The sequence below is a fragment of the Halodurantibacterium flavum genome (assembly GCF_042681825.1).
Classification (GTDB): domain Bacteria; phylum Pseudomonadota; class Alphaproteobacteria; order Rhodobacterales; family Rhodobacteraceae; genus Halodurantibacterium; species Halodurantibacterium flavum.
In genome coordinates this window covers 1-22,320 of sequence record NZ_JBHUGH010000004.1, presented here as the reverse complement: position 1 = coordinate 22,320, position 22,320 = coordinate 1, and the positions used below count along the sequence as shown (strand labels likewise).

General features: G+C 63.9%; 21 protein-coding genes and 3 pseudogenes. 2 read left to right on the top strand and 22 right to left on the bottom strand.

All coding sequences use genetic code 11. The annotated features are described in order from the left end of the window. Window position 1: 1 nt before the first annotated feature. From ACFSGJ_RS06345 to ACFSGJ_RS06305, 9 genes and pseudogenes are all read right to left on the bottom strand, one after another. Window positions 2-226: a transcriptional regulator domain-containing protein gene (locus ACFSGJ_RS06345; protein WP_390260153.1), complete on the bottom strand. Its 225-nt coding sequence runs from the start codon at window positions 224-226 to the stop codon at window positions 2-4. Between the two features lie 116 nt (window positions 227-342). Continuing rightward, complete coding sequence (locus ACFSGJ_RS06340; RefSeq protein WP_390260152.1) at window positions 343-606, bottom strand: DUF2285 domain-containing protein; 264 nt, start codon at window positions 604-606, stop codon at window positions 343-345. Between the two features lie 126 nt (window positions 607-732). Continuing rightward, complete coding sequence (locus ACFSGJ_RS06335) at window positions 733-981, bottom strand: helix-turn-helix domain-containing protein (RefSeq protein ID WP_390260151.1); 249 nt, start codon at window positions 979-981, stop codon at window positions 733-735. 369 nt (window positions 982-1,350) lie between these two features. After that, entirely contained in the window at window positions 1,351-1,647 is a 297-nt protein-coding gene (locus tag ACFSGJ_RS06330) for a hypothetical protein (RefSeq protein WP_390260150.1), read from the bottom strand. Window positions 1,648-2,141: 494 nt separating this feature from the next. Then, a complete protein-coding gene (locus ACFSGJ_RS06325; RefSeq protein WP_390260149.1) occupies window positions 2,142-2,468 on the bottom strand; it encodes a DUF736 domain-containing protein in 327 nt (108 codons plus the stop codon). Between the two features lie 562 nt (window positions 2,469-3,030). Beyond that, window positions 3,031-3,471 carry a hypothetical protein gene (locus ACFSGJ_RS06320; RefSeq protein WP_390260148.1) on the bottom strand — a complete coding sequence of 147 codons (441 nt, stop codon included), beginning with the start codon at window positions 3,469-3,471 and terminating at the stop codon, window positions 3,031-3,033. Window positions 3,472-3,642: 171 nt separating this feature from the next. Next, complete coding sequence (locus tag ACFSGJ_RS06315; RefSeq protein ID WP_390260147.1) at window positions 3,643-4,569, bottom strand: DUF2493 domain-containing protein; 927 nt, start codon at window positions 4,567-4,569, stop codon at window positions 3,643-3,645. Between the two features lie 310 nt (window positions 4,570-4,879). Next, window positions 4,880-5,920 carry a DUF7146 domain-containing protein gene (locus ACFSGJ_RS06310; RefSeq protein ID WP_390260195.1) on the bottom strand — a complete coding sequence of 347 codons (1,041 nt, stop codon included), beginning with the start codon at window positions 5,918-5,920 and terminating at the stop codon, window positions 4,880-4,882. Beyond that, window positions 5,920-7,716 (bottom strand): annotated as a pseudogene (locus ACFSGJ_RS06305) (strawberry notch C-terminal domain-containing protein); the annotation flags it as partial. The gene ACFSGJ_RS06310 and the pseudogene ACFSGJ_RS06305, both read right to left, overlap by 1 nt. Before the next feature lie 246 nt (window positions 7,717-7,962). Here ACFSGJ_RS06305 and ACFSGJ_RS06300 point away from each other — a divergent pair. Then, window positions 7,963-10,404, top strand: coding sequence for a TOTE conflict system archaeo-eukaryotic primase domain-containing protein (locus ACFSGJ_RS06300; protein ID WP_390260146.1), 2,442 nt, complete (start codon window positions 7,963-7,965; stop codon window positions 10,402-10,404). A 70-nt stretch (window positions 10,405-10,474) separates the two neighbouring features. Here the strand turns inward: ACFSGJ_RS06300 and ACFSGJ_RS06295 are convergent, their stop codons facing one another. The 13 genes and pseudogenes from ACFSGJ_RS06295 to ACFSGJ_RS06235 form a co-directional block, all read right to left on the bottom strand. Then, complete coding sequence (locus ACFSGJ_RS06295) at window positions 10,475-11,485, bottom strand: tyrosine-type recombinase/integrase (RefSeq protein ID WP_196108341.1); 1,011 nt, start codon at window positions 11,483-11,485, stop codon at window positions 10,475-10,477. After that, entirely contained in the window at window positions 11,482-12,393 is a 912-nt protein-coding gene (locus tag ACFSGJ_RS06290; RefSeq protein WP_390260145.1) for a tyrosine-type recombinase/integrase, read from the bottom strand. Before ACFSGJ_RS06290 ends, ACFSGJ_RS06295 begins: the two co-directional genes overlap by 4 nt. Beyond that, complete coding sequence (locus ACFSGJ_RS06285) at window positions 12,390-13,925, bottom strand: tyrosine-type recombinase/integrase (RefSeq protein ID WP_390260144.1); 1,536 nt, start codon at window positions 13,923-13,925, stop codon at window positions 12,390-12,392. The genes ACFSGJ_RS06290 and ACFSGJ_RS06285 overlap by 4 nt, the downstream gene beginning before the upstream one ends. A 150-nt stretch (window positions 13,926-14,075) precedes the next feature. Beyond that, window positions 14,076-16,637: pseudogene (locus tag ACFSGJ_RS06280) on the bottom strand (strawberry notch-like NTP hydrolase domain-containing protein); the annotation flags it as partial. Window positions 16,638-16,858: 221 nt separating this feature from the next. Beyond that, window positions 16,859-17,047 carry a hypothetical protein gene (locus ACFSGJ_RS06275; RefSeq protein WP_390260143.1) on the bottom strand — a complete coding sequence of 63 codons (189 nt, stop codon included), beginning with the start codon at window positions 17,045-17,047 and terminating at the stop codon, window positions 16,859-16,861. Window positions 17,048-17,425: 378 nt separating this feature from the next. Beyond that, window positions 17,426-18,070 (bottom strand): antitoxin of toxin-antitoxin stability system, encoded by a 645-nt coding sequence (locus tag ACFSGJ_RS06270; RefSeq protein WP_390260142.1) that lies wholly within the window; start codon window positions 18,068-18,070, stop codon window positions 17,426-17,428. Next, window positions 18,063-18,480, bottom strand: a pseudogene (locus tag ACFSGJ_RS06265) (hypothetical protein). Before ACFSGJ_RS06265 ends, ACFSGJ_RS06270 begins: the two are co-directional and overlap by 8 nt. Before the next feature lie 69 nt (window positions 18,481-18,549). Next, window positions 18,550-18,822 (bottom strand): hypothetical protein, encoded by a 273-nt coding sequence (locus tag ACFSGJ_RS06260; RefSeq protein WP_390260141.1) that lies wholly within the window; start codon window positions 18,820-18,822, stop codon window positions 18,550-18,552. Beyond that, complete coding sequence (locus tag ACFSGJ_RS06255) at window positions 18,819-19,379, bottom strand: hypothetical protein (protein ID WP_390260140.1); 561 nt, start codon at window positions 19,377-19,379, stop codon at window positions 18,819-18,821. The genes ACFSGJ_RS06260 and ACFSGJ_RS06255 overlap by 4 nt, the downstream gene beginning before the upstream one ends. A 111-nt stretch (window positions 19,380-19,490) precedes the next feature. After that, window positions 19,491-19,874 carry a hypothetical protein gene (locus ACFSGJ_RS06250; protein WP_390260139.1) on the bottom strand — a complete coding sequence of 128 codons (384 nt, stop codon included), beginning with the start codon at window positions 19,872-19,874 and terminating at the stop codon, window positions 19,491-19,493. Beyond that, window positions 19,871-20,272 (bottom strand): DUF6915 family protein, encoded by a 402-nt coding sequence (locus ACFSGJ_RS06245; protein ID WP_390260138.1) that lies wholly within the window; start codon window positions 20,270-20,272, stop codon window positions 19,871-19,873. The genes ACFSGJ_RS06250 and ACFSGJ_RS06245 overlap by 4 nt, the downstream gene beginning before the upstream one ends. An 11-nt stretch (window positions 20,273-20,283) precedes the next feature. Then, window positions 20,284-20,775, bottom strand: coding sequence for a DUF6878 family protein (locus tag ACFSGJ_RS06240; protein WP_390260137.1), 492 nt, complete (start codon window positions 20,773-20,775; stop codon window positions 20,284-20,286). Between the two features lie 112 nt (window positions 20,776-20,887). After that, entirely contained in the window at window positions 20,888-21,658 is a 771-nt protein-coding gene (locus ACFSGJ_RS06235; RefSeq protein ID WP_390260136.1) for a hypothetical protein, read from the bottom strand. 429 nt (window positions 21,659-22,087) lie between these two features. Here ACFSGJ_RS06235 and ACFSGJ_RS06230 point away from each other — a divergent pair. After that, window positions 22,088-22,320 (top strand): transposase (locus ACFSGJ_RS06230; RefSeq protein WP_390260135.1); only part of this gene is annotated, 233 nt, incomplete at its 3' end.

Genomic DNA, 22,320 nt, shown 5'->3' with positions numbered 1-22,320 from the left:
CTCAGAGGCGGACAGGCGCGGCCGGGCCGCGAAATCGCAAACCCCAGCGGGTCTCCATCTCTTCGGGCACCGGCAAGTCCAAAGCCTTGTTGCGGCGCAACCGGGCATAGTCATTCTGGTAGTCGCGGTTTCGCCGCAGGCATTCCCAGGCGAGATCATCAACTCCGGCCCGGTCTATGAAGTCGTAAAACGACGATGCGCGCCAGCGCGACGTGTCGGGTCTCATGGTATTACTCCCGCACAACGAACACACGTTTAAGGGGAGTATGATCCCGACAATTCTCCACAATGGGAAGATGTGCCCCGCGCAAACCGCCTTGCGCCGCCGACAACACGCCAGGTTCAGTTCGGCCGACCACGCCGCAGAATCTTGTAGCCATGCTCGGTCATCCAGTGGGCACGAGCCAGATGACTGTCATGGACCTTGCGCGCCCGCTCGGGCTGCATGACGGGATCGATGCCGAAGATGACCTCGACGGCATCTTCCCACTGCGCACCATCGGCTTCCGCATCGAGCAGCCGCAGGTAGAGTTTCACATTGCGCCGGTCGTAGTCGGTAAGCAGATCCCCGGTCGGAGCCTCGTCAAGAAAAGAGATCGACGTCATCAGACCTTCCCCTGTCCATGACGCTGGGTGATTGAACGAGAGATAGAGTATCGCAAAGCTGTGATCGGTAAACGGCAATATTCCGCGCATGGCTTCGGCAACCACAGAAATTTTCCAAGAGACGCCCTATTGCCTGTTTTCCCGTCGCGTTTCATCGACCATCACTCCGATATGCAGGCTGGAGTTGATGAAGAACACGCCCGCCGCCTCGAATGCCCGACGCACCTGATCGGCGGTGCTTTCATAGACGCGAAGGCCATTGGCCGACTCCATGCGTTTGAGCGCCGTCAGCGAGACCTTGGCCCTGTCGGCGAGCATCTCCTGTGTCCAGCCCAGTAATGCGCGCGCGGCCCGTGTTTGATGCGAGGTGATCATTCATGATCACCTCCCACCGGCACAGGGTCACTCGCTACAACTACGGCTATAGTAGTCGTATTTACCGGAAAAATCCACCTGTGATCGGTGCCGGGCAAGACTTTGCCTTACCCCGGCCCGCCTCTGATTCGCTTGCATCCGGCTCCGGCACCTCGCTGGCGGCGGCAAGGCCGCCCGCCGGGCGAGGGATGGGGTTTTGGGGAAGGGAGGAGGGAACCGTTCCCTTCCCCATGGGTGGGGGTGTTTGAGGGGGCGGGGTTTCCCTGCCCCCTCATGGGGAGAGCAGGGAGAGGGGGCGTGCCCCCTTTCGCGAGCCTCGCCGCCCGGTCGATCCGGGCAGCGAGGCTTTCGGACGAGGCGAGGACGCCGCTACGCATTGAGACGCGCGTCGCAGAGATAGGTGCGGCGCTGCGCGGCGAGGATCCTGACCGCGGTGTCGTTCGCCTCCAGGCGACGGATGGCCTCGTCGAAGGCGTCGAAAGGTTCGAGGTTCTCGATGACGATCACATCGCCGTCTTCGTCATAGCCTCCGTGCAGATACATCGGCGCTTTCAGGGTAAGTGCACCCGCCTCCTCGGCCTCCCGGATGAGCCGGTATGCGTCTTTCAGCTGCGCCCAATAGGCGGCACTGCCGGCATCGATGCGGATGATGTTGTACTGTGTCATGGATGATCTCCTTTCGTCTCTCTGACGAAGGAAGCCCACGCTGTTGACCATCCGCGGTCAGGGACCGCGCAAGCGGCCGCAACGCGGCGAGCGGAGGAACCGATTTTTCTGTCATGCCGGGCAGCGGCATGTCGGAAAAATTGGAGGGGCCGCGACGTCCTTGACGCCGGATGGGCTGGCGTAGGCTTGGAAGTCAGAGAGAGAAGTTCCACGACGCCGACCAGGCGTCGTGTCCGTTGATGGCCCGACACCCTTTCGGGGTGGGGGAGCATGAGGGGGCGGGGTCGCCCTGCCCCTTCATTCGAAGAGGGCGGCGAGGGGCTCTGCCCCTTGCAGGCATCGTCGATCCTCTGCTGGCGTAAACCAGCGACCGGGCAGAACGCCCGAGCCTCACGCGCGAATGACACCGGCGGCTCTGGCGCCGCCAGTGTCTCGGCGCGTCTGTCGGAGCAAGGAGTTGGCCCCGGCCTTTCGGCCGGGGCCCTGTCCCGCACTCAGTCGCCGCGGCGGCCGTTGGAGCGGGACCAGATCAGGCTGTAACCCTCGCCGTCCTCGTCGTCGAAGAGGTTGGCGAAGATCGGGGCGGTGAAGCTCGGATCGTCGAGCTTGAGGCCCAGGTAGTCGCGGCCCTCCTTGGAGCGCTTGGACCAGGCGGCGCCGATCTCGGCGCGGCCGACCAGGACCCGGTGGCTGGGGGCGTTTTCGCCGGTGGCGCGGGTGTCGGGGACGATGCGCACGCCCGAGACCTGGACGCTGAGGGTGACAATATCGCCGGTGTAGTCGTTCGAGGCGGTTTTCTTGAAGGTGCCGATGGTCGCCATTGTCTTTCTCCGTTTGCTGTTTTCGAGCCCGCTCCATTGCGGCCTCGATGGCGATCGTCCGGCCGAAGACGACCGGCGGCGCACCCCGAAGGGGCCGGAGGACGGCAAAGGAGGAACTTTCTTGCCGCGCGAGGAATGACGGCGCAGCCGGCAGGGGAAGAAAGTTGCGACGACGCTGTTGCGCCTAGACGGTCGAGGCGCAGCCGGTCTTCGGGCAGATCAGGCCATTGAAGAGGCCGTATGGAGCGGTCTCGGGACAGGAAGAAAATGGAGAGGATGGTGAACGGAAGGAACCGGCAGGTCGAACCGGATCGAAGTTCCCCGGCCTGGCACCCGCCCTGCCAGGCCGCGCGCGCATCCCATCCCGTCCACCCCACCGGCATCCGCCCTCATCCGGGTCTGGTCCGACGCCGAGCTCGGTCACCGCCGACCACCGCGCCCCAACCTGCCGCGACGAGGGCCTGACGCCGATCCGAGCCCGCCGCCCGTTCCGGCCCACCTGGATGACGAGGACAGTGCGGATCGCGCCTGGTCAGGTCCCGCTCCAACGGCCCCGCACCGCTCAGCTGCGGGCAGGGGTTCCGTCCGACGGGCCGGGTGCCGCCATTCCAACGACGCGCGTGAAGGCCGTGATACCGACCGCGACCGCACCGACCACCGCGAAGACGACCTGCCAGGTTTCCGACGGCATGGTCAGCCGAACAATCCCCAGGATGGCGTGATAGCCGGCAATGGCAGCCGGGGCGACAAAAGCCGCTACGATCAGAAGCCGCGCCCAGACAAAGGGGATCAGTGCCAGCAGGGCCTGACCGACGGCGAGGGTCAGACCGGCGGCAAAGCCACCGATGAGGATGGAACCGAACCAGCCTGCGCCGACATCATAGGCCCATAGCCCGGTCCATAGGCCGGTGGCGAAGGGCAGCGCGAATACAGCAAGGGTGAAAAGCAACCAGCACATTGCGCCAATGGCTGCGACCGACATAAAGGTGCCGAGAATGATCATGGTGGGGTCTCCGTTCAAAATGCTCTGACGGTCGCGCCTTCCACCACCACCATGGCGCGAGTTGAATCATATCACGGACAGGCCAGTGGAGGGAGCGGAAATTGTTGCCGATTCCGCTCCGTGCGTGGATTTTCGCTGCCAGTCGGGCAGTTATGATGTGGAAGGCAGCGCTTACGCGCTGCCCGACTCGATGCGATAGACCGGGATGCCCATCTTGCGGGCCTTGTCGGCCAGGTTCTCCTGGATGCCGCTGCCGGCGTAGATCAGGATCCCGATAGGCAGGGTGTCGAGCATCTGGTCGTTGCGCTTGAAGGGCGCGGCTTTGGCATGGCGGGTCCAGTCGGGTTTGAAGGCCACCTGCGGCACCTTGCGGTTGTTGGCCCAGGTGGCGGCGATGCGTTCGGCGCCCTTCGGCGATCCGCCATGCAGCAGCACCATGTCGGGGTGCTTGGCATGGACCTGATCGAGCTTGGCCCAGATCAGCTTGTGGTCGGTGGTGTCACCGCCCGAGAAGGCGATCTTCGGCCCTGTGGGCAACAGCACCTCATTGTCCGCGCGCCGCTTGGCGGCGAGGAAATCGCGGCTGTCGATCATCGCGGCGGTCAGGTGGCGATGGTTGACCCGCGATCCCGAGCGCTGCGCCCAGTGCGTGCCGGTGATCCGCAGGAAGATGTCGGCGGCGGTCTCGCGGAAGACTTCCATGCTGTCGCGGCGATCGAGCAGGGCCTGGCCGAGGTCGATGAGGCTTTCGAGCTGGACGGATTTCACCTCGGAGCCGTCCTGTTCCCGCTGGAGGCGTTTCTGCGCTTGCTCATTGTCGTCGAGCTTGCGCTCGATCCGCTCGACGGCGCGGTGGAACATGTTGACGGTCGACCAGAGCAACTCGTCGAGGTCGAAATCGAGGCTGGTGTCGGCCATGGTGGAGATGAGGGCGTCGAAGATGTCGGCGACTGCGCCCTGGATGATGCGGTCTTCGGGGACGGGCCTCGGGTCGGCTTCGCCCTCGGCGGGACGATAGCCGTAGAGTTCCAGATCCCGGACGATATGGTCGGTCGGGGACGAACTGTGGTCGGGGACGAAATCGTCTTGCGCGTTCATGGGATGCTCCATCGGGTGGACCGCGACCGTCGCGGCCTTCGTGGCGACGACCAGCCCACGGGCGCTCCGGTCTGGCAGCCCTCGCGCTCGCGCGAGGGTCTTGATGGCCGGGTCCGGCTAATTTTTCTTTCGCGATGCAAAGGCGGGGCCTCTGCCCCGCCGGCGGAAATTAGCCGGAGGCGGGCATTGCCTGGCCGGGGCGTTTGTGGGCCGCTCGCCCTCTCGAAGGCCGAGGCGCGGTCCTTTGCGATGGCCGGTGCATCCGGACGCGCATGGCGATGGCGAACCATCGGCCACGTCCCGTTTCAGGCTATGGCGTCGGGATCAGGAAGCGGGTGATGTCCCGGTGGGCGAGTTGCGCCCGGAGGCCCGTCCTGAGCGCATCGATCCCGCGCGAGACGAGATCTTCGTTGAAATCCCCCAGCATGGGCGAAAGCGGTATTGCCTCGATTCCGGCTTCGGTTGCGCGGTCGATCAATCTGTCCCGCGCGCCGTCGCCTGCCGGATCGTCGTCGCGGACGATGTAGAGCCTGCGCAAGCCGTAGGGGAACATGATGGCTGCGAGATGTCCGGCGGAAAGCGCGGATGCCATCGGCATGACGGGCAGGATCTGCCGCAGCGAGAGGATGGTTTCGATGCCCTCCCCCGCTGCCATGATGTCGTCGGCCGTGCCGAACCGGACGGCGTGACCGAGGAGGTCTCCCATCGCCTTGCGCGGCAGTTCGACAGGCGCCTTGTCCGAGCCGTCGCGCGCGAGCCAGGTGCGGTGCGCGCCGGTGACCGTGCCGCCGAGGTCGGTGACGGCGGCGATCATGGCGGGCCATGTCCCGGTCGGTCCATCGCCTTCGGGCCGATAGTAGCAGTTCGGGTGGAAGCGCAGGCAGCCGGTGTCGCGCAAATCCTGAATGCCGCGATTGCGCAGATATGTTTTCACGACTGTGCCCGAAATCGGCCGCGTCATTGCGAGGAGCCGTCGTGCCGCCTCGGCCGAGCCCGATGGTGACGGGGGTGCCTTCCGACCGGGCGCCGATGGTGCGGGATCGAGTTGCGGCAGGCTGAGAAAGCGGCGCGCTTCCTCGGCGATGTCGACGAAGTCCATCAACCCAAGGGATTCCCGGATCACATCCAGCAGGTCGCCATGTTCCCCGGTCGCCGGGTCGGACCATTTTCCGGCCGGCCCCTTGGGGCTGTCGGCGAGGCGGACGAACATCGAGCGCCCCTGCGTGTTGCGGGCATCGCCCACCTGCCAGTAGTTGCCATTCTTGCGACCGTTCGACAGATAGAAGCGGCACACCGCCTCGGCCTGTCGGCCGAGACGCTGCGCCAGATCGGTGGCATTGAGACGCGCCATCATGCCGCCTCTCGCTCACCGATGCGCTGGACCGGGTATCGGCCCAGCACCCGGTCCAGCACCGCGATGCCCGCTGCATCGATGGGCACGAACATCCTGAGTTTCCACGAGATGATCTCGTGGAACAGGCCCCAGGCCGTAAGGCGCTCGCGCATCGCGTCCGTAAAACCGGACAGTTCGATGCGGTATGCGCCCATGACCCGGACGCGGCGGAGCTGGAGGCCCTCGGTGAGATCGAGGATCGTCTTCCCCTCGATCAGCGCCGCATGCGCCTGATCCGGGGTCAAGCTGGTCGCGACGCCGCTGGCGGAGGCACTCGCGGCCCAGGCGGGCGAGACGCGGCGGCCAATGATCCGCTCGCCCGTATCGGTTTGCAGCCGATAGACGCGGGTGGACTCGTTCGGCAGCCGCTTCCAGATCGGGAGCAGAAGGCCCGTGACCATATGCAGCGTGCTGTCGGCAAATTCCGGCACCTCGGCAAGCTCTGTATTCCAGGCGGCTTCGAATGTTGCCCGGTCGACCTCAACCCAATGGGTCTCGCCCATCGCCCTGACGGGCATGTTGAATGCCTCCATGGGACGGATCAGCCGCACGCGCCGTTCCATGTCGCCATCGTCGAGCATGATGCTGGTGGTCGGGATCTGCACTGCGGCACGGTTGGACCGCTCGTTGATCAGCAGCTTCGCGCGCGGATCGTCAAGTTGCTCCAGGGCCTCGACCAGAGAGACCGGCCGGTTGCGCTCCCGGCGGGTGATGGTCAGGAGCCGGGTTTCCGCCCCGGTGCCGGGATGGGTATAGATGACCTGCCGGTCGGTGACGATGAAGCTCTCGGCGCGCAACGTCTCCAGCCCCATGTCATATGTGCCCGACGCGATGGCGCCCTCGACCCGAGCGGCCAGCAGCCCTTCGAAAGCGGTGAACAGCACATCCTGAAGCTGGATCGTGAGCGCCAGCAGCCGATTCAGGAAAGTGGTGATGCCGGGGAGCTGATCCTTGATGCCGTTCGAGTCCATCAGCTTCAGGCCGGTTGCCGCCTCGAACCTTTCCAGGCTGCACCCTTCGACCTTGCCGCGCACCAGCAGGAGATAGAGCTGGCGCAGGGCGTCACGCGCATAGGGCGATTCAAGATTGTCCTCGGGGCGAAACAGGCCCTGCCCGCCGGTCTGGCGCTGGCCGCGCGTGATCGCGCCCAGCGTGTCCAGGCGGCGCGCGATGGTGCTGAGAAAGCGCTTCTGCGCTTTCACATTCGTCGCGACCGGCCGGAACAGCGGTGGTTGCTTCTGGTTCGTCCGGTGGGTGCGGCCGAGCCCCTGGATTGCCGCATCCGCCCGCCAACCGGGTTCCAGCAGATAGTGGACACGCAGCCGGGTGTTCCTGGCCGCGAGATCGGCGTGATACGACCTGCCCGTCCCGCCGGCGTCGCTGAACACCAGCACGCGCTTGCCGTCATCCATGAAGGCCTGCGCCTCGCCGAGGTTGGCCGAGGCCGGGCGGTTCTCGACGGCGAGCCGGTCGATGCCGCCCGGGGTGGATTTGCGAACGATCCGCCGCGACCGTCCCGTGACCTCCGCAACATGCTCCGTGCCAAAATGCTGGATCAGCTGATCCAGCGCGGCGGGAACCGGCGGCAGGCTGGCCAAACGGGCGATCATCTCGTCGCGGCGGGCGACGGCTTCCCGGCTCTCAACCGGCTGGCCGTCCCGGTAGACTGGCCGCGACGACAGATTGCCCTCACTGTCGGAGAACGGCTCGTAGAGCTGCACCGGGAAGGAATGGGCGAGATAGTCGAGAACATAATATGCTGCGCCCGCGTTATGCAGAGCGCGGCGCTTCATGTCTTTGATATGATGTTTCATTTTGGGATCTCCGCTTGGCATAATCATGATGCCTCTGCTCTCAACCGCAGAAGGACACCCCGACATGACCTCCCCCTCCAACTCTCACCCCGGCGGCGCGGCAGCCAACGGTCGCGGAGGCACGCTTACAGCGTGACCTTTTGGCCGCTATGGTTGGATGGAGTGGAAAAATGACGGAAATCACAGGTGGTCGACAAGGGCAGCACGGCGGCACAATTGGCGCGAGTTCGGGCACGGCTGGCCGAGCTGGATAAGGAACAACGTCAGCTTCTGCAGGAGCTTTCGGCGCTGGAGGCCCAACAAACCGCAGAAATAGCCGCGCAAGCCAAACGTCCATCCTTTGAAAATGCCCCCGTCACCAACATGTCGACGTCGGGCGAAAAGGTCGAACTGTTCCGCAACCTGTTTGCTGGCCGCCCGGACGTGCTTCCGGTGCGATGGGAAAACCGCAAGACAGGACGCGCCGGCTATTCGCCTGCCTGCTTCAATGAATGGGTGAAAGGCATCTGCGGAAAGCCGACCGTCAAATGCGGGGACTGCAAGCATCAGCGGTTCATACCCCCCGACGCCGGCGTCATCGAACGGCACCTGCGGGGCGGCGAGGGCCCTTCGGCTGATTTCGTGGCCGGCGTTTATCCTTTGCTGCGGGATGATACCTGTTGGTTCTTGGCAGCAGATTTTGACAAGGCGTCTTGGGCAGAAGACGCCAGTGCCCTGCTTGCAACTTGCCGGACGAAGGGTGTGCCTGCTGCACTGGAACGGTCCCGCTCGGGCAATGGGGGCCACGTCTGGATATTCTTCGCCGAACCTGTGTCGGCTCGGGCGGCTCGCCAGCTTGGATCGACACTGATCACGGAAACAATGGAGAAACGGCCAGAGATCGGATTTGCTTCCTATGACCGCCTCTTTCCGAACCAAGATACGATGCCCGTCGGCGGCTTCGGAAACCTGATCGCCCTGCCGCTGCAGCACAGCGCGCGGAAGGCCGGCAACAGCGTCTTCCTCGATCCGGATCTCCAGCCGTACGACGACCAGTGGGCATTTCTGTCGACGCTGCCAAGAATGTCGGCGGAGGCGGTAACCAGTATTGTTGCAGCCGCAGAGGCATCTGGTCAGGTGCTGGCAGTCCGGATGCCGGTTGATGATGAAAATGCTGACGAGCCGTGGAAAATGTCGCCGTCGCGCCGCCCGAAGGCGAAACCTGGGAATCTGGTAATCCCGAGCGCCGTCAAGGTAACCATCGCCGATCAGATCTACATCGACCGGACAGGGCTGCCCTCTGCGATGATAGCCCAATTGGTACGCGTCGCGGCGTTCCAGAACCCGGAGTTCTATCGGGCACAGGCTATGCGACTGCCCACATTCGGAAAACCTCGCGTGGTCTCCTGTGCCGAGCTGCATCCGCGCCACATTGCCTTACCTCGAGGCTGCTTTGATGAAGCTGTTGAAGTCCTGAGCGAACACGGTGCGAAAGCAGAACTGGACGACCAGCGGAGCGAGGGAGCCCCGCTGCCGGACACGGTCAGATTCCTTGGCGAGCTTCGGCCGCAGCAACAGCGCGCCTTCGACGCGCTTGCAGCCCATGATACTGGCGTGCTCGCGGCGACCACAGCCTTTGGCAAAACCGTTGTCGCTTCCGCCCTGATTGGTCATCGCGCCCGAAACACGCTGGTTCTGGTCCATCGTCGGGAACTTCTCGACCAGTGGGTTGAGCGGATGAAGACGTTCCTTCAGATCGACCCCAAACAGATTGGTGCAATCGGCGGCGGAAAGCGGAAACCGACTGGTGTGGTCGACGTGGCGCTGATCCAGAGCCTGGTCAGGAACGGCGAAGTCGACGACATCGTGGCAGATTACGGTCAGCTCATCGTTGATGAGTGCCACCATCTGTCAGCAGCGAGTTTTGAACTTGTCGCGCGCAGAACGAAGGCGCGCTATATCGCCGGTTTGTCGGCAACCATCGCCCGAAAAGATGGGCATCATCCCATCATCTTCATGCAATGCGGTCCCGTTCGGCATCAGGTGCATGCCAGATCACAGGCTGCTGAGAGCGGCATTCGTCATCGGGCGCGTGAACGTCACACGCGGTTCAAACTGCCTGAAGTGCTGGCGATGGCCGAACGACCGTCGATGCCCGCGATCTACGCGGCGCTGGCAGACGACGCTGGGCGGAACGATCAGATCTTTGATGACGTGCTGAAATCGCTCGAGGCGAAGCGCTCCCCGATCGTCTTGACTGAACGCAAAGATCATCTGGATTACCTGCAGCAGCGGTTCTCGAATTTTGCGAAGAACCTGGTCGTGCTGCGGGGTGGCATGTCGGCGAAAGACCGGAGGTCTGCCGCCGCCGCGCTGAATGTCCCCGATGACGAGGAGCGGTTGATCCTGGCGACAGGACGCTACATTGGGGAGGGCTTTGACGACCCCCGGCTCGATACCTTGTTCCTGACGATGCCGATCGCGTGGAAGGGAACACTTGCGCAGTATGTTGGCCGTCTGCACCGACAGCATGACGGCAAGAAGGATGTTCTGGTCGTGGATTACGTCGACAGCGCCGTCCCTGTTCTCGCCAGAATGGCCGCAAAGCGTCGAACGGGATACCGCGCCCTCGGCTATGTGATGGAATAGCAGCGCCCCACTTTGGGCGGGATGCTGCTGTTGAATTTGGCGCGCGGAGCGCAGGACGGTGAAGTATCCACTATCGCGGCTTTGCGCCGGTTGCGGCAGCGAGGATCGACATGAGTTTGTCCGAGGGCGGCCGAAACTTACCCGGCTTGATCAGCGGGGCGTGGTGGGCATCAAGAAGGGCCAACTTCTCAGTCGGGTCCGCGCGCAAATACATCTCGGTCGTCTGGAGGCTGGCATGACCCAGCCAAAGAGCGACCTTGCGGACATCGCCCGTGGCCTGAAGCGTGTGCATGGCGCAACTGTGCCGCAGCACATGCGGGGTCACGTGCTTGTCGGCAATCGAAGGGGTAGCGCGTTCTGCTGCAGCAACATGTTGACGGAGCCGGTAGGCAAAACCATCACGCGACATCGGACCGCCATCGCGATTCAGGAATAGTTCCGGCCCGATGTTGTCGGGACGAACGGCTAGCCAAGCCCGAATGGCTGTTTGCGTCTCCTTCCAGAGCGGCAGCACCCGTTCCCGACGGCCTTTCCCGAGCACACGGATGCTGGCGAACGATCCCCTTGGGAAATCGTCCATCCGAACTGCGAGAAGTTCAGACGCTCGCAAACCTGCGGCATAGGCCAGGTGAAGCATCGCCCGATCGCGCTGCCCAGCAGAAGTTCTGTTGTCTGGGGCTGCAAGTAGGGCGCGCACCTCGTCCTTCGTCAGGTAGTCGATCAGTTTTACATCTGTGCGTTTGACGGGCAGCGCCCTGACCATCATCGCTTGTTCGAGGCAGGCTGGGCGCCTTGGCTCAAGGAAGCGGAAAAACGCTTTGATCGCAGCCAGTCTCGCATTACGGGATCGAACAGTATTGGCGCGTCCTTCTTCAATATGCTCGAGGAAGGCCCTGATCAGCCTGACATCGAGATCCTCAATCGCAAGGTCTGATGGCTGCCGTTTATAGTGCGCAGCCGCAAACCGCAGCAGCAGGGTGAACGCGTGGGCATAGGCGGCGATGGTATGTTGGCTGGCGCCACGCTCATGAGGCAGATGCTTCTGCAGGAAAGCCGACAGGTCTGGCGCGAGCGGGGTCATGCTGCACCCCCGATCCACATCTCTTCCGCCCTTGCCGCGATCATTTGCAACAAGACAGGCGTGGCCTCGAGGTACCAATAGGTATTGTTGATATCGACATGGCCGAGATAGGTGCTCAGGGTCCGCATGTGCCGCAAGACGGACTGCGGATCAGACCCGCAGCGTTCGAGGGATCGAACCGCGAAGGTGTGGCGCAAATCGTGGAGCCGAGGGCCGGGGCCAGTCGGACGGCGATACCCCAGTTTGCGCACGATCCGAACGAAGACCACGTGCGCCCTCGTCGCCGTCGGTGCGTGACCGTGCCCGAGCACGAAAAGGTCATGACCGGCATCACGGACGATGCGCCGCCGATCAAGATAGCGCTCCAACGCTGCACGGGTCGAGGCGTGAAGCGGGACGAGGCGGCTCTTGCCAAATTTGCCCTTTCGGATCATCAGGCCATCTTCCGTCAGGTCGTCGCAACGCAGGGACAAAGCTTCCGAGATGCGAAGACCTGTAGAGGCCAGCAACCCGAACAGCGTGTGATAGGTCTGTGGGCTGATCGGGGACAGGCCCGGAACCAGTAGTGCCTCCGCCAGGATGCCACTGATCTGGTCGTGCGAAAGGATGTAGGGCGCAGGTCGGCGGCGCCTTGACCGGCCGAACAATCCTGCCACCGGAACCTCATGTTGCACGTCCTCTGCATGCAGAAACATCGCAAAGGCGCGGGCCTGATCATATCGGTTTTGCGCTGAATTGGGCGTGGCAGCGCTGCCCGCCCAAGCGAGGATAAGTGACGCGGTGACGCGGTGATCGGACCGGTCAGCGGCAAAGGCGGCGAACTCGCGCAAGGACTTCTCATGATTGGCAAACCCCTTTCCGAGGGCGCGATGCAGGTTGATGTAGCGGTCGACATGGCGATGCATCATGCTGCGCACCCCGGCCAAGGCTGGGCCACGACCCCCAGCAGATCGACATCCACCTTGGCGTAGATTGCGGTTGTGTCGCGTGAAGCATGGCGCAGCGCGGCCCCAATCTGATCCAGTTCCGCCCCACCGCGCAGCCATGTCGAAGCCAGCGAATGCCGAAACACATGTGCGCCGGTCGGCAGGCCGACGAAGCCGCCGCGGGAAAGAACTCGAGAGACGATACCGGCGATCTCGGCCGATGAGCCAAATGGGGTGAAAGGGGCTTGGACGCGCAAGAAGACCCGATCGGATGCAACCACCGGGCGGGCGTCCTCGATATAGGCGAGCAGCGCATCACCGACGTCTTGCGGCAAAGGCATAAACACCCCACGTCGGCTTTTGCCGCGCAATCGCAACCTGCTCGCGCGCCAGTCGATGTCGCGGAGATGGAGTTGCCAGATATCGCCAGCCCGCAGGGCCATCCGCGCGAGAAGCAGGATGATGGCGCGGTCCCGCACCTCAACCGCGGTGCCTGTGCCGCAGGACGCGACGATCTCTTCGATGGTCGAAGCCGGGATCGTCTTTGGGACGGTCGAAAGCCTGCGTCGCACCCCTGACGGCACCGCAAGAAGCAGCGACGGAGCACACAACCCCTCGCCGATCATGAAACGCAAGAATGTGCGCAAGACTGTTATCGTCATGCGGACTGACGATCGGGAGCGGTCCTCGCCTTGATCCAGAACGATCGAGCGGACGGCCGCAGCGGTGATCCCCTGCGGTTCCGATCCAAGCTTCATCAACCAGCGGCCCAACTCTTGCTGATAGCGCCTGATCGTCTCGGACGTGGCGCCGCGGTCCCGGCGCAGCCAAGTGGCAAAATCGGCGACGCGTGGATCGGCCGGTAGTTCCGTGGACACGGCCACTGGGATTACCCCCTCCTCTCTGAGGAAAGACACGAAGGCGCGGGCACCACGGCGGCGATCCTTATTGCCGGTGCCCTCGACCCGCTTGCCGCGTTTGGTCTTGATCCCGCACTGGCAGTTATGATGGGCAAACTGCTCGATCAGATCGTTATCGATATGGCTGGCCGGAATACGTCGCTGCAGAGCCCATTCCGCAAAATGCCGCGCCTGACTCATGCGGGAGTTGTAGATGACCTTGCCGTAGCCTTGGCCAGCAAGCCACGCGGAAAAGCCGGCCAAATGCGGGCCAAGCCGGGCAACCTCGTCTGGAATGGCCACATGGCCGGTATCTTCCAGATAGCGAAGAAACCTCCGGACCTCGATGATGTAAGCGGGGTCCCGCAACTGCGCGGCGCTATAGCGGCCGCACCGGCAGCGGTGTCGTGCGAAACGACTGATCGCCGCAGTATCAAGATCCCTGATCGCAATATGCCGGGCGGCGACCCACTTCAGGAAATGCCGGGCGGCGCTGAGCGCGCCAGCAGACAAGTTGGGATTATCCGCAAGATAACCGGAAACAAGTGCTTGGCCGCTGACTGCGGCCCCAGCGGCTGCCGCGCTGCCGGGGTGAGAGTTGGAGGGGGAGGTCATGCCGGGGTGTCCTTCTGCGGTTGAAAGCAGAGGCATCATGATTATGCCAAGTGGAGATCCCGAAATGAAACATCATATCAAAGACATGAAGCGCCGCGCTCTGCATAACGCGGGCGCAGCATATTATGTCTTATCCGGAACTCCGGATAAGACATACTCACGGGGCGAGAGGTCGATGGAGAGGTCGTTCCATTCCTCCGTCGGGATCTCGGCCAGCCGCCGTTCCAGCAGCGCCTCGCCAGTGGAGACGATCTGCACCACCGCCGCATGACCGTCTTCGATAACGCGCGAGATCGACCGGATCAGCGACGGGCAGGTCATCGACGTGAGGAGATGGCCGAAGAACCTTTGCTTCGTCGACTCGAAGGCGCTGCGGGCGGCCGACTTCGCCTGGCGGTTCAGGGTGCCGGTCGAGCCGGTGATGTTCGCGGCCTGCATCGCCGCTTCGATATTGTTGTGGATGACGCTAAACGCCCCAGCATAGGCATCGTAGATGCGGATCTGCTCGGGCGTCAGGTCATGCTCGACCATCTCGTATTCGACACCCTCCATCGAGAGCGACCGCGCGGTGTAGAGGCCGAGCGCGCGCAGATCTCGGGCCAGCACCTCCATCGCGGCGACGCCGCCGGAGTCGATGGCCTCGATGAATTCCGCGCGGGTCGCAAAGGGGAAGTTCTCGCCGCCCCAGAGGCCGAGACGCTGGGCATAGGCCAGGTTCTCGACCACGGTGGCCCCGGTCGCTGAGACATAAAGCACGCGCGCATTCGGCAGGGCATGCTGGAGCTGCAGGCCCGCGCGCCCCTGCTGCGAAGGCGCTACATCGCCCCTTTCGCTCTTGCCGCCGCCAGCGTTCTGCATCGCATGCGCCTCGTCGAAAACAATCACCCCGTCAAAGTCCTTGCCCAACCATTGGACGATCTGTTTGACGCGGGAAACCCGCTCGCCACGGTCGTCGGTCCGCAGCGTAGCGTAGGTGGTAAAAAGAATGCCTTCGCTGAGCCTGATCGGCTTGCCTTGGGCGAATCGGCTGAGCGGCGTGACCAGCAGGCGCTCCATGCCGAGCGCGGACCAGTCGCGCTGCGCGTCCTCCAGGAGCTTGTCGGATTTGCTGATCCAGACGGCCTTGCGCTGGCCCTGCAACCAGTTGTCGAGGATGATCGCCGCGGATTCCCGGCCCTTGCCGACCCCGGTTCCGTCACCGATCATGTAGCCCTGCCGGAAACGGACCGCGCCCTTCGCATCGTCGGGGGCAGCGGTGACGAGATCGCAACTCTCATCCATAGTCCAGGCCCCGGCGAGATGCTGGGCATGAGCTTCCCCGGCGAAGATCACGGTCTCGAGTTGGGCATCGGAGAGAAGCCCTTCGCTGACAAGGCGCTCCGGCAGGCGCGGCCGGTAGCTGGGCTTCGGTGGTGCAACCGAGGCCATGGCCGCGGATTGCACCAGTTGCGTCGGATGCGCCTGCGCACCGGGAATACGGATCGTCTGCAATCCGTAAGGCTCGTAGATGGCGTCGGTCAGCCGCGCCGCCTCGGCGGGCTGCCAGTCGAAGGTCTCGTAGGCGAGATCGGTGCCGGTAATTTCCCTGGCCTTCGCGGGCCTGGGTGCGCTGAGGGCGGCACGGGCAAGATAGCCGCGCGCCAATCGCGGAGCGGTGCCAAGCGCGGGAATTGCCACGGCGGGATCGACCGGCAGGCGCGCGGGAACCCGTTCTGCCACCCATCCCAGAAGGGTGGCCGCGTCCGGCGCCATGCCCGGCGAGGCCGGGAAGGCAGTCGGATCCTCGGCGGCCAGCTTGTCGATGACGGTCAGCCGCGTCGGGAAGGTGGTGCCGTGCCGGGCATAGACCGATCCGTCGATGGCCGCCGTGAAGACGACGCGACCGCGGTCTTGCAGCCGGATGAACGTCTCGCGCCAATCCGGGCTTTCGGGTGAGAAATTCGCACCGGTGATCGCCGCCAGCCGTCCGCCGGGCGCGAGGCGCGCCAGCGCCGAGGCGATATGGCGTAGGGTGGCATCTGCCATCCGTCCCCGCACATTCGCCACCGCCGAGAACGGCGGGTTCATCAGCACCACCGTCGGCACGAGCGCCGGATCGAGATAATCGTCGATCTGCGCAGCATCGAACCGGGTGACGGCAAGGACCGGAAAGAGGGAGGAGAGCAGATCGGCGCGCAGATCGGCGAGTTCGTTCAGAACCAGCGAGCCACCGGCGATTTCCGCCAGGATGGCGATGAGCCCGGTGCCGGCCGAGGGTTCCAGGACGCGATCGGCGGCGGTGATCCCGGCGGCAGCTACCACCGCCAGCCCGAGGGGGATGGGGGTGCTGAACTGCTGGAACACCTGCATGTCCTCGGATCGCCGGGTCTGCGTCGGTAGGAGTCCGGCGATCTTCGACAATGCGGAAAGCCGGGCAGCCGGAGTTCCGGCTTTGCGGAAAAGCGCAGGTCCGTATTTGCGCAGGAACAGAACGGTCACCACTTCGCAGGCCTCATAGGCCGCCTTCCAGTCCCAGGCGCCGGAAGCGTCCGAGGCACCGTAGGCAGCCTCCATCGCGCCGCGCAGCAACGCGGCATCGATGCGCTGGCCGCGTTCAAGCTGTGGCAGGAGGAGATTGGCGGCCGAGAGGATCGCGGTGCCGGCATTGACACCGGCGGTATGGGGAAGCGCCACGGCGACCGCGGCGGCCGCAGATGCAGGAAGTATGGACATGGGAAAACCCTCGGGAGAGCGGGAAAGGCACGAACCGCGCGGCGCTCTCTCTCTCGACCGCTCCGGCTCAAGCCCCTCCCGGCCCGCCTCTGCCTCTTATGGGCTCCGCCGCCGCAATCATCGTGGCCTTGTCATTCTAGCTCTGCGGGGCGGCGGCGCGGGAAACGGCCAGATCGCACCCGCGAAGCCTGGGAGGGGGTCCGGCCGGCCGCGCGGATCGGTCAAGGAAGGTCGAGGTCTTCCGCGAGGCCCAGCACCTTCAGCCGTTCGATGTCCTCCAGCCGAACGACCTCGTAGTCGTCCGATCGCCAACCGTATTCGCCGGCCTGAACCTCCCCCAGCGTCGCCCATCCGCCGTCCGGCCAGACGACAATATCATCCGGGTGATAGGGCTGCCTTGCGTTGGTCATTGTTCGATCCTCCAACTCCTGCGCGGGAACCATCTCCTGCAACGCCAGGCACAAGGGACCGACGGCCGCCGTCACCGAGGAATCGAGGGGAACCCCTTGTGGGTTGACGGCCAAGGCTAACGAGTCCCTTAGCTGGGCGGCCGAAAGGAGATGTGTTTCGCGCAGCGATGGCGGCAGAGACTGGCAACGCATGAGGCGGCCCTGTTCGCGATAGGATGGAATCGTGCTCGCCGTGGCGCACCGCGATGGTTCGGAGGTTTGGGCTGGTCCCGGGCTGTGGCGATCGCCAGGACGACCATCGTCGGCGATCGGACGACTGAAGGTGCCGCGGTCACGGGCCGGCGCAGGATCCCCGGCGAACCGCCGCGCAGACAGGATCTAGCCGAAGCGACGGCCGGTTTCGGTGAAAGTGTAGTCGTTGGCGGTGATCGCTTCGTCCACGGCCTCATTCGAGGTCAGATACTCATGCTCGCGTTCAAGCTGTCGATAGAGCCAGCGGGCGAGATCGCGCAGCGCTTCGATCACGATGTCCTCGGCATCCGAGGTCATGTCCTGCCAGACCGGGCTGTCCCGCGTGACGCGGATTTCCATGCAGTGTTCGTGATAGTAGCGGTCGCGGTGGGTCGTCTCGGCGCGAAGCTGGAAGAAGTTCCGCCGCTGCACCGCCTGCAGGGCATCGGCGATCCCGTGAAGCTCGGCGTCCATCGGCGCATAGTCCCGGATCCTGCGCGGGGCCTGCCTGCGATAGGAGAGGTAGGCCTCGAACATCGCGCCATCGCCCTGGCTCCAGAAACCTGAGAACCAGATGCAGGGGTCATGGCGGATGCCTCCGCCCATGAGGCGGACCGGCTGGGCTTTGAGTTGCAGACCGAGGATCTCGCAGATGCACCCGAAATCCTCATAGACGGAATCCCACCAATCGTAGTGAAGGCCCAGCCCGCGATACCAGTCGCGGGCGAAGCCCTTCGCCGCGTCAGCGAGTTCGTCGAACCGATAGATCGTGGTTTCGATGACGTCAGGCATAGGGGTCGCCTCCGCCCAGAACGACCTCCAGCCAACTGCCGCTGTAGAGCCAGTCCACGGTCTCGCCGGTGGCGAGATCGAGGGCGTGCGCGCCGCCGCCGAAGGCGTTGACCCCCGCTTGTGAACAGGTCGTGGCATACTGTAACCCCCCATAGCCCGGTCAGGCCGAACGCGGCGGCGCAGCGTTTGACGAACTGGATGACAAGCTCGGGGTCACCGGTGGCGTCATCGCGGATCCAGAGCTGGGTGCCGCCATGCTCGGGCTGGATCGAAAGAAGAAACCCTTCCGAAGGGGGATCTTCGGCAGCGTTTTCCTCGGAGAGGGTATTGTAGAGGTCAAGCGCGCGGGCGGCGTTTTCCGGGGTGCCTACATCGAGCAGGCAGGAGAAATGGGTGAAGTAATCGGCCATGTCAGGCTCCTTTCGGAAACGGAAAAGCCCGGCGCGAGGCCGGGCTTTGGGGAAGAAGATGCATCGCGATCAGGCGGAGGGCGGCGGATGAATACGGTCGTCGTCGAATGCGACATCGTCCGCGACCGCTTCGCGGCCGTCCGGTGTAATGCGGTCGATCCAGGCGACGATGCCCTCGCGCCTCTCGTCCAGGTCGATATGCTCGGGGTGGGCCGTCGATTGCATGGCAATCAGGGCCGCGACCTTCGCCTCCATGATGGCCTGGGCATCGGTCTCAGCTTCGACGGTCAGGGTTTCATAGGCGCGCAGCCAGAAGCCGATCTTGACGGTGTACCAGCTCATGGAGCTGCTCCGCCGTCCGAAGGGGTGAGAGCTGCGTCAGCGCCGGGCATGTCGGGCCGGTCGAGGCCGGCTTCCGCGAGGAAGTCGTCGATCAGGGTGCTGTTCGATTTGCCGAGGATCGCATCGCGGGTGATGAGCGTCGCTGCGCCACCGAAGCCGTCAGTGCGCATCCGGCTGCAAGTGAAGGCCGCGACGACGCTGATGTAGCGCAACGACTTCGAGCGTTTGACGATATCCTGCAGGAAGAACTCCCAGGATATGTCGCTCAGATCGAAGTCGATTTCCGCATCGCAGTCGTTTGCGTCGAGGTCGGCCAGTTGTTCGGTCGCCCAGCCGTGTGCGGCGCTTTCGGGATCGGCGGAGGTGGCGAGCGCATCTTCCAATTCCTTGCGCGTCAGGAAGATCGTCGTCGACGGGCTTTCCTCCGCGTAGAAATACCAGCCGTCGCCATCCGGCTCGCAGGAGAAGATGTGCGAAAGCAGCAAGCGTTCGAGGGGCGTCATGTCCTCGTCGGGGATGGTCTGCTGGACGACGGTCTGTTCATAGTAATCGGCCATCTGTGGCTCCTGTCGGAATGAGAAAGGCCCGGTGCGAGACCGGGCCTTTGCTGGGGGAAAGAAATGCAGGTCACGGCATCGGGGCCGCGAACCGGCGCGCAGGCGGCTGGTTCAGCGCCGCCGCGATCCGAACTGCGGCCAGTTGCGGATCGGGCACGGATCCTCAAAACGCTCGGCGATATAGGGCGCGATGCCATGCCGGGCCTCGAAAGCCTTGAGGAACACCTCGGCGTCGCAGTCCTCTTCCAGCGCCACCTCGGAAGCGTCGGGGGAGCGGTAGGAATAGGGCGTGATCTGCGCCGGTTTCAGGCCGTAGGCCGCGAACCTCTCGCGCGAGACGATCAGCCAGCCATGGCCCGGATCGCTGATAAAGGTCGCGGTGGCCTCAGGCGACCGCAGGAGTTCAGGGCGAAGATCGCCGCAGGCCGGGCAGGTCGAGGGCCGCGTCACGGAATGCGTGATCTGGCCGCAGCAGCAAATGAACGAGAGCATCATGTCCGATCCTCCCCCTGCGGCAATGCGCTTTGGGAGACGGCGTTGATCAGCGCCGGATCGACATCGCGCTCGATGCGCTGGGTGCGGCCCATCCACGGCTCCGGCCGGATGGCCCGCGCCCAGTCGGCGAAGGAAGGGATCATGCCCAGATCTTCTCGGACATGCTGTTCGCCGACCCATCGGGTCGGGATCACCCGGCCCGACGAAAGGGTCAGCGTCGGACCGAAAACTGTCTCCGCCGCAAATATTCCTTCAGCATGGTGCCTGAGCGCGCGGTGCCGGAAGTCCGCCAGAATGAGTTTCGAGGCGTCGAAGAATTCATGAACCTTGATGAAATCGTCGACCGTGCCGCCCCATTTCTTCACCGAGGACAGGGCGTGGTGGTAAGGATGTGCCATTCTCTCCTCCTTCAGAATTCGTGGCTGTAGAATTCGGTGGTCGTGTAGCGCTCGTTGTGTTCGAGCGTGATCACGCGGGTCGCCACGTCGAAGGTGAATTCGCCATAGGCGCCGTCGTTGTTCTCCCAGCCGCCATGCTTCATCGACAGCAGGTCATAGGCCAGTTGCTCAATGGCCTGTTCGACCGACATCGTGTTGGCGGCAATGCCGGGATCGCCCCACGCCGCCGAGGCGATGGTGATTACGCCCGGCGGCAGGTCGGCCAGTTCTTCCCCACGCTGGGCTGTGATGTCCTCGATCTGGCCGGAATCCCCCGAACCATCGAAGGTGACGACCACTGATGTGATGCCTGCTGCGGCAAGAGCGCCGAACAGAGCCGCCTTGTTGACCGGGAGGAGCTCGGCTTCGCGGCGCTCATGCTCGGCCTGTCGCGCCAGGTAATCGGCGAAGTCGAAGCTGACCGGCGCGACGGACGCACCGGCATTCGGATCGTTCGTGGTCATGGGGATGTCTCCAGAGAGAGGAAAGGGACGAACCGGGCGGCGCTCTCTCTCGGCCCTCCCGGTTCGCCCCTCCCCACCCCCCTCTCGCTCTCGCGGCGCGGATCACCAGGCCTCAGATCATGGCTGGCCCGGTCGTATCGTCCGCGTCCTCATCGGCCACATCGAGACAGGTTTCACCATAAACCTCCTCGTAGATCTCCGGGGTCGGCTCGACATCTTCCGAGGAGAAACAGCCATCGGCAATGCGCGCCCGGTAGGCGAAGTTCCAGCCTTCATCGAACCTGCGGATCTCAATCTCCAGATCTGCGCATTCCGGGCGTTCGGCAAGAGCCGCGAAGACCGGCTCCGGCGGCGACCAGGCGGTGTCGAACCGGAAATCGAACACCTCGGCGCCTTCCTCGATGAAGTCGAGGGAGTATGAGTTCCATTTGGTCCCCCAGTTGCAGAGCGCCCAGGAATACCAGGAGGCATGGCCGCATTCCTCATATGCGCGGATCGCGACCTCGGCCTTTGCGACGCAGGATGGATCGCGTTCGGTGAGGAGGGATTTCAGGCCCTCGGAATCCGTGACACCCGCCTCCTGCACCCAGGGACAGGCAAGGTAGCGCGCCACTTCCTGCTCCAGCGAGCCGCCTCCGAAGCCATCCTTCAGGATTTCAGGTCGGCCCAGAACGATCAGTCCCGTGATGACGGCACTGCTGCTTTTGGTCTCTTCCAGGACTTTCGGCCGGGGAATGACGCGGGTGAAGTCGAAATCGGCGACGCGATCTTCGCCGCCGTCCTTGTCGGTCTCGACGGTCTCGACGAAGAACGCCCGCCGGAAGGCAGCAATCGCGGGCGATGGGCCAGTGACGGTGACCCGGTTGGTAACATGGTTGGGCATGGAGATTCTCCTGAGCGCCGGTGTGGGACGCCCGGGCGCGCGGCACACTCTGCCTCACCCGGACCGCCCATCCCGGCCGCCCTCTCCCTTTCGCCGTCGCGCGGTGACCTGCGCACAAACCGCCAAACCCATTGCGGGTCCCATTTGCGCAGCCTGACGCAAGATGGTGGGAACCTGACCGGCGCACGTCGGTTCCGGGCCGACCTGGCGAAGTCGTCGCGACTTGTGAGCTGGATCGTTTCTGGTCGGATTTCGGGTTTGGCACCATCGGACTCGTGAACAGCATGGGAATTGCCCCTGCCCGAACGAGCACGGCCCTGCGCACATCACGAGACTTCCCCCGGTTCTGTTAATCGCTATCTTCTAGGCTCCAGACCCATTGATTTCAGGCGTTTGGCATGATTCAGGCTCCGCAAGGAGACCTGATCGATGAGCAATCTTTACTGGCTGAGCGATGCCCAGATGGAACGCCTGAAGCCGTTCTTTCCCAAGAGTCATGGCAAGCCCCGCGTCGATGATCGCCGCGTTCTCAGCAGCATAATCTTCATCAACCGCAATGGGTTGCGGTGGTGTGATGCGCCGAAGGAATACGGGCCCGCCAAGACCCTCTACAACCGTTGGAAGCGCTGGAGTGACAACGGGGTCTTCGCCCGGATCATGGT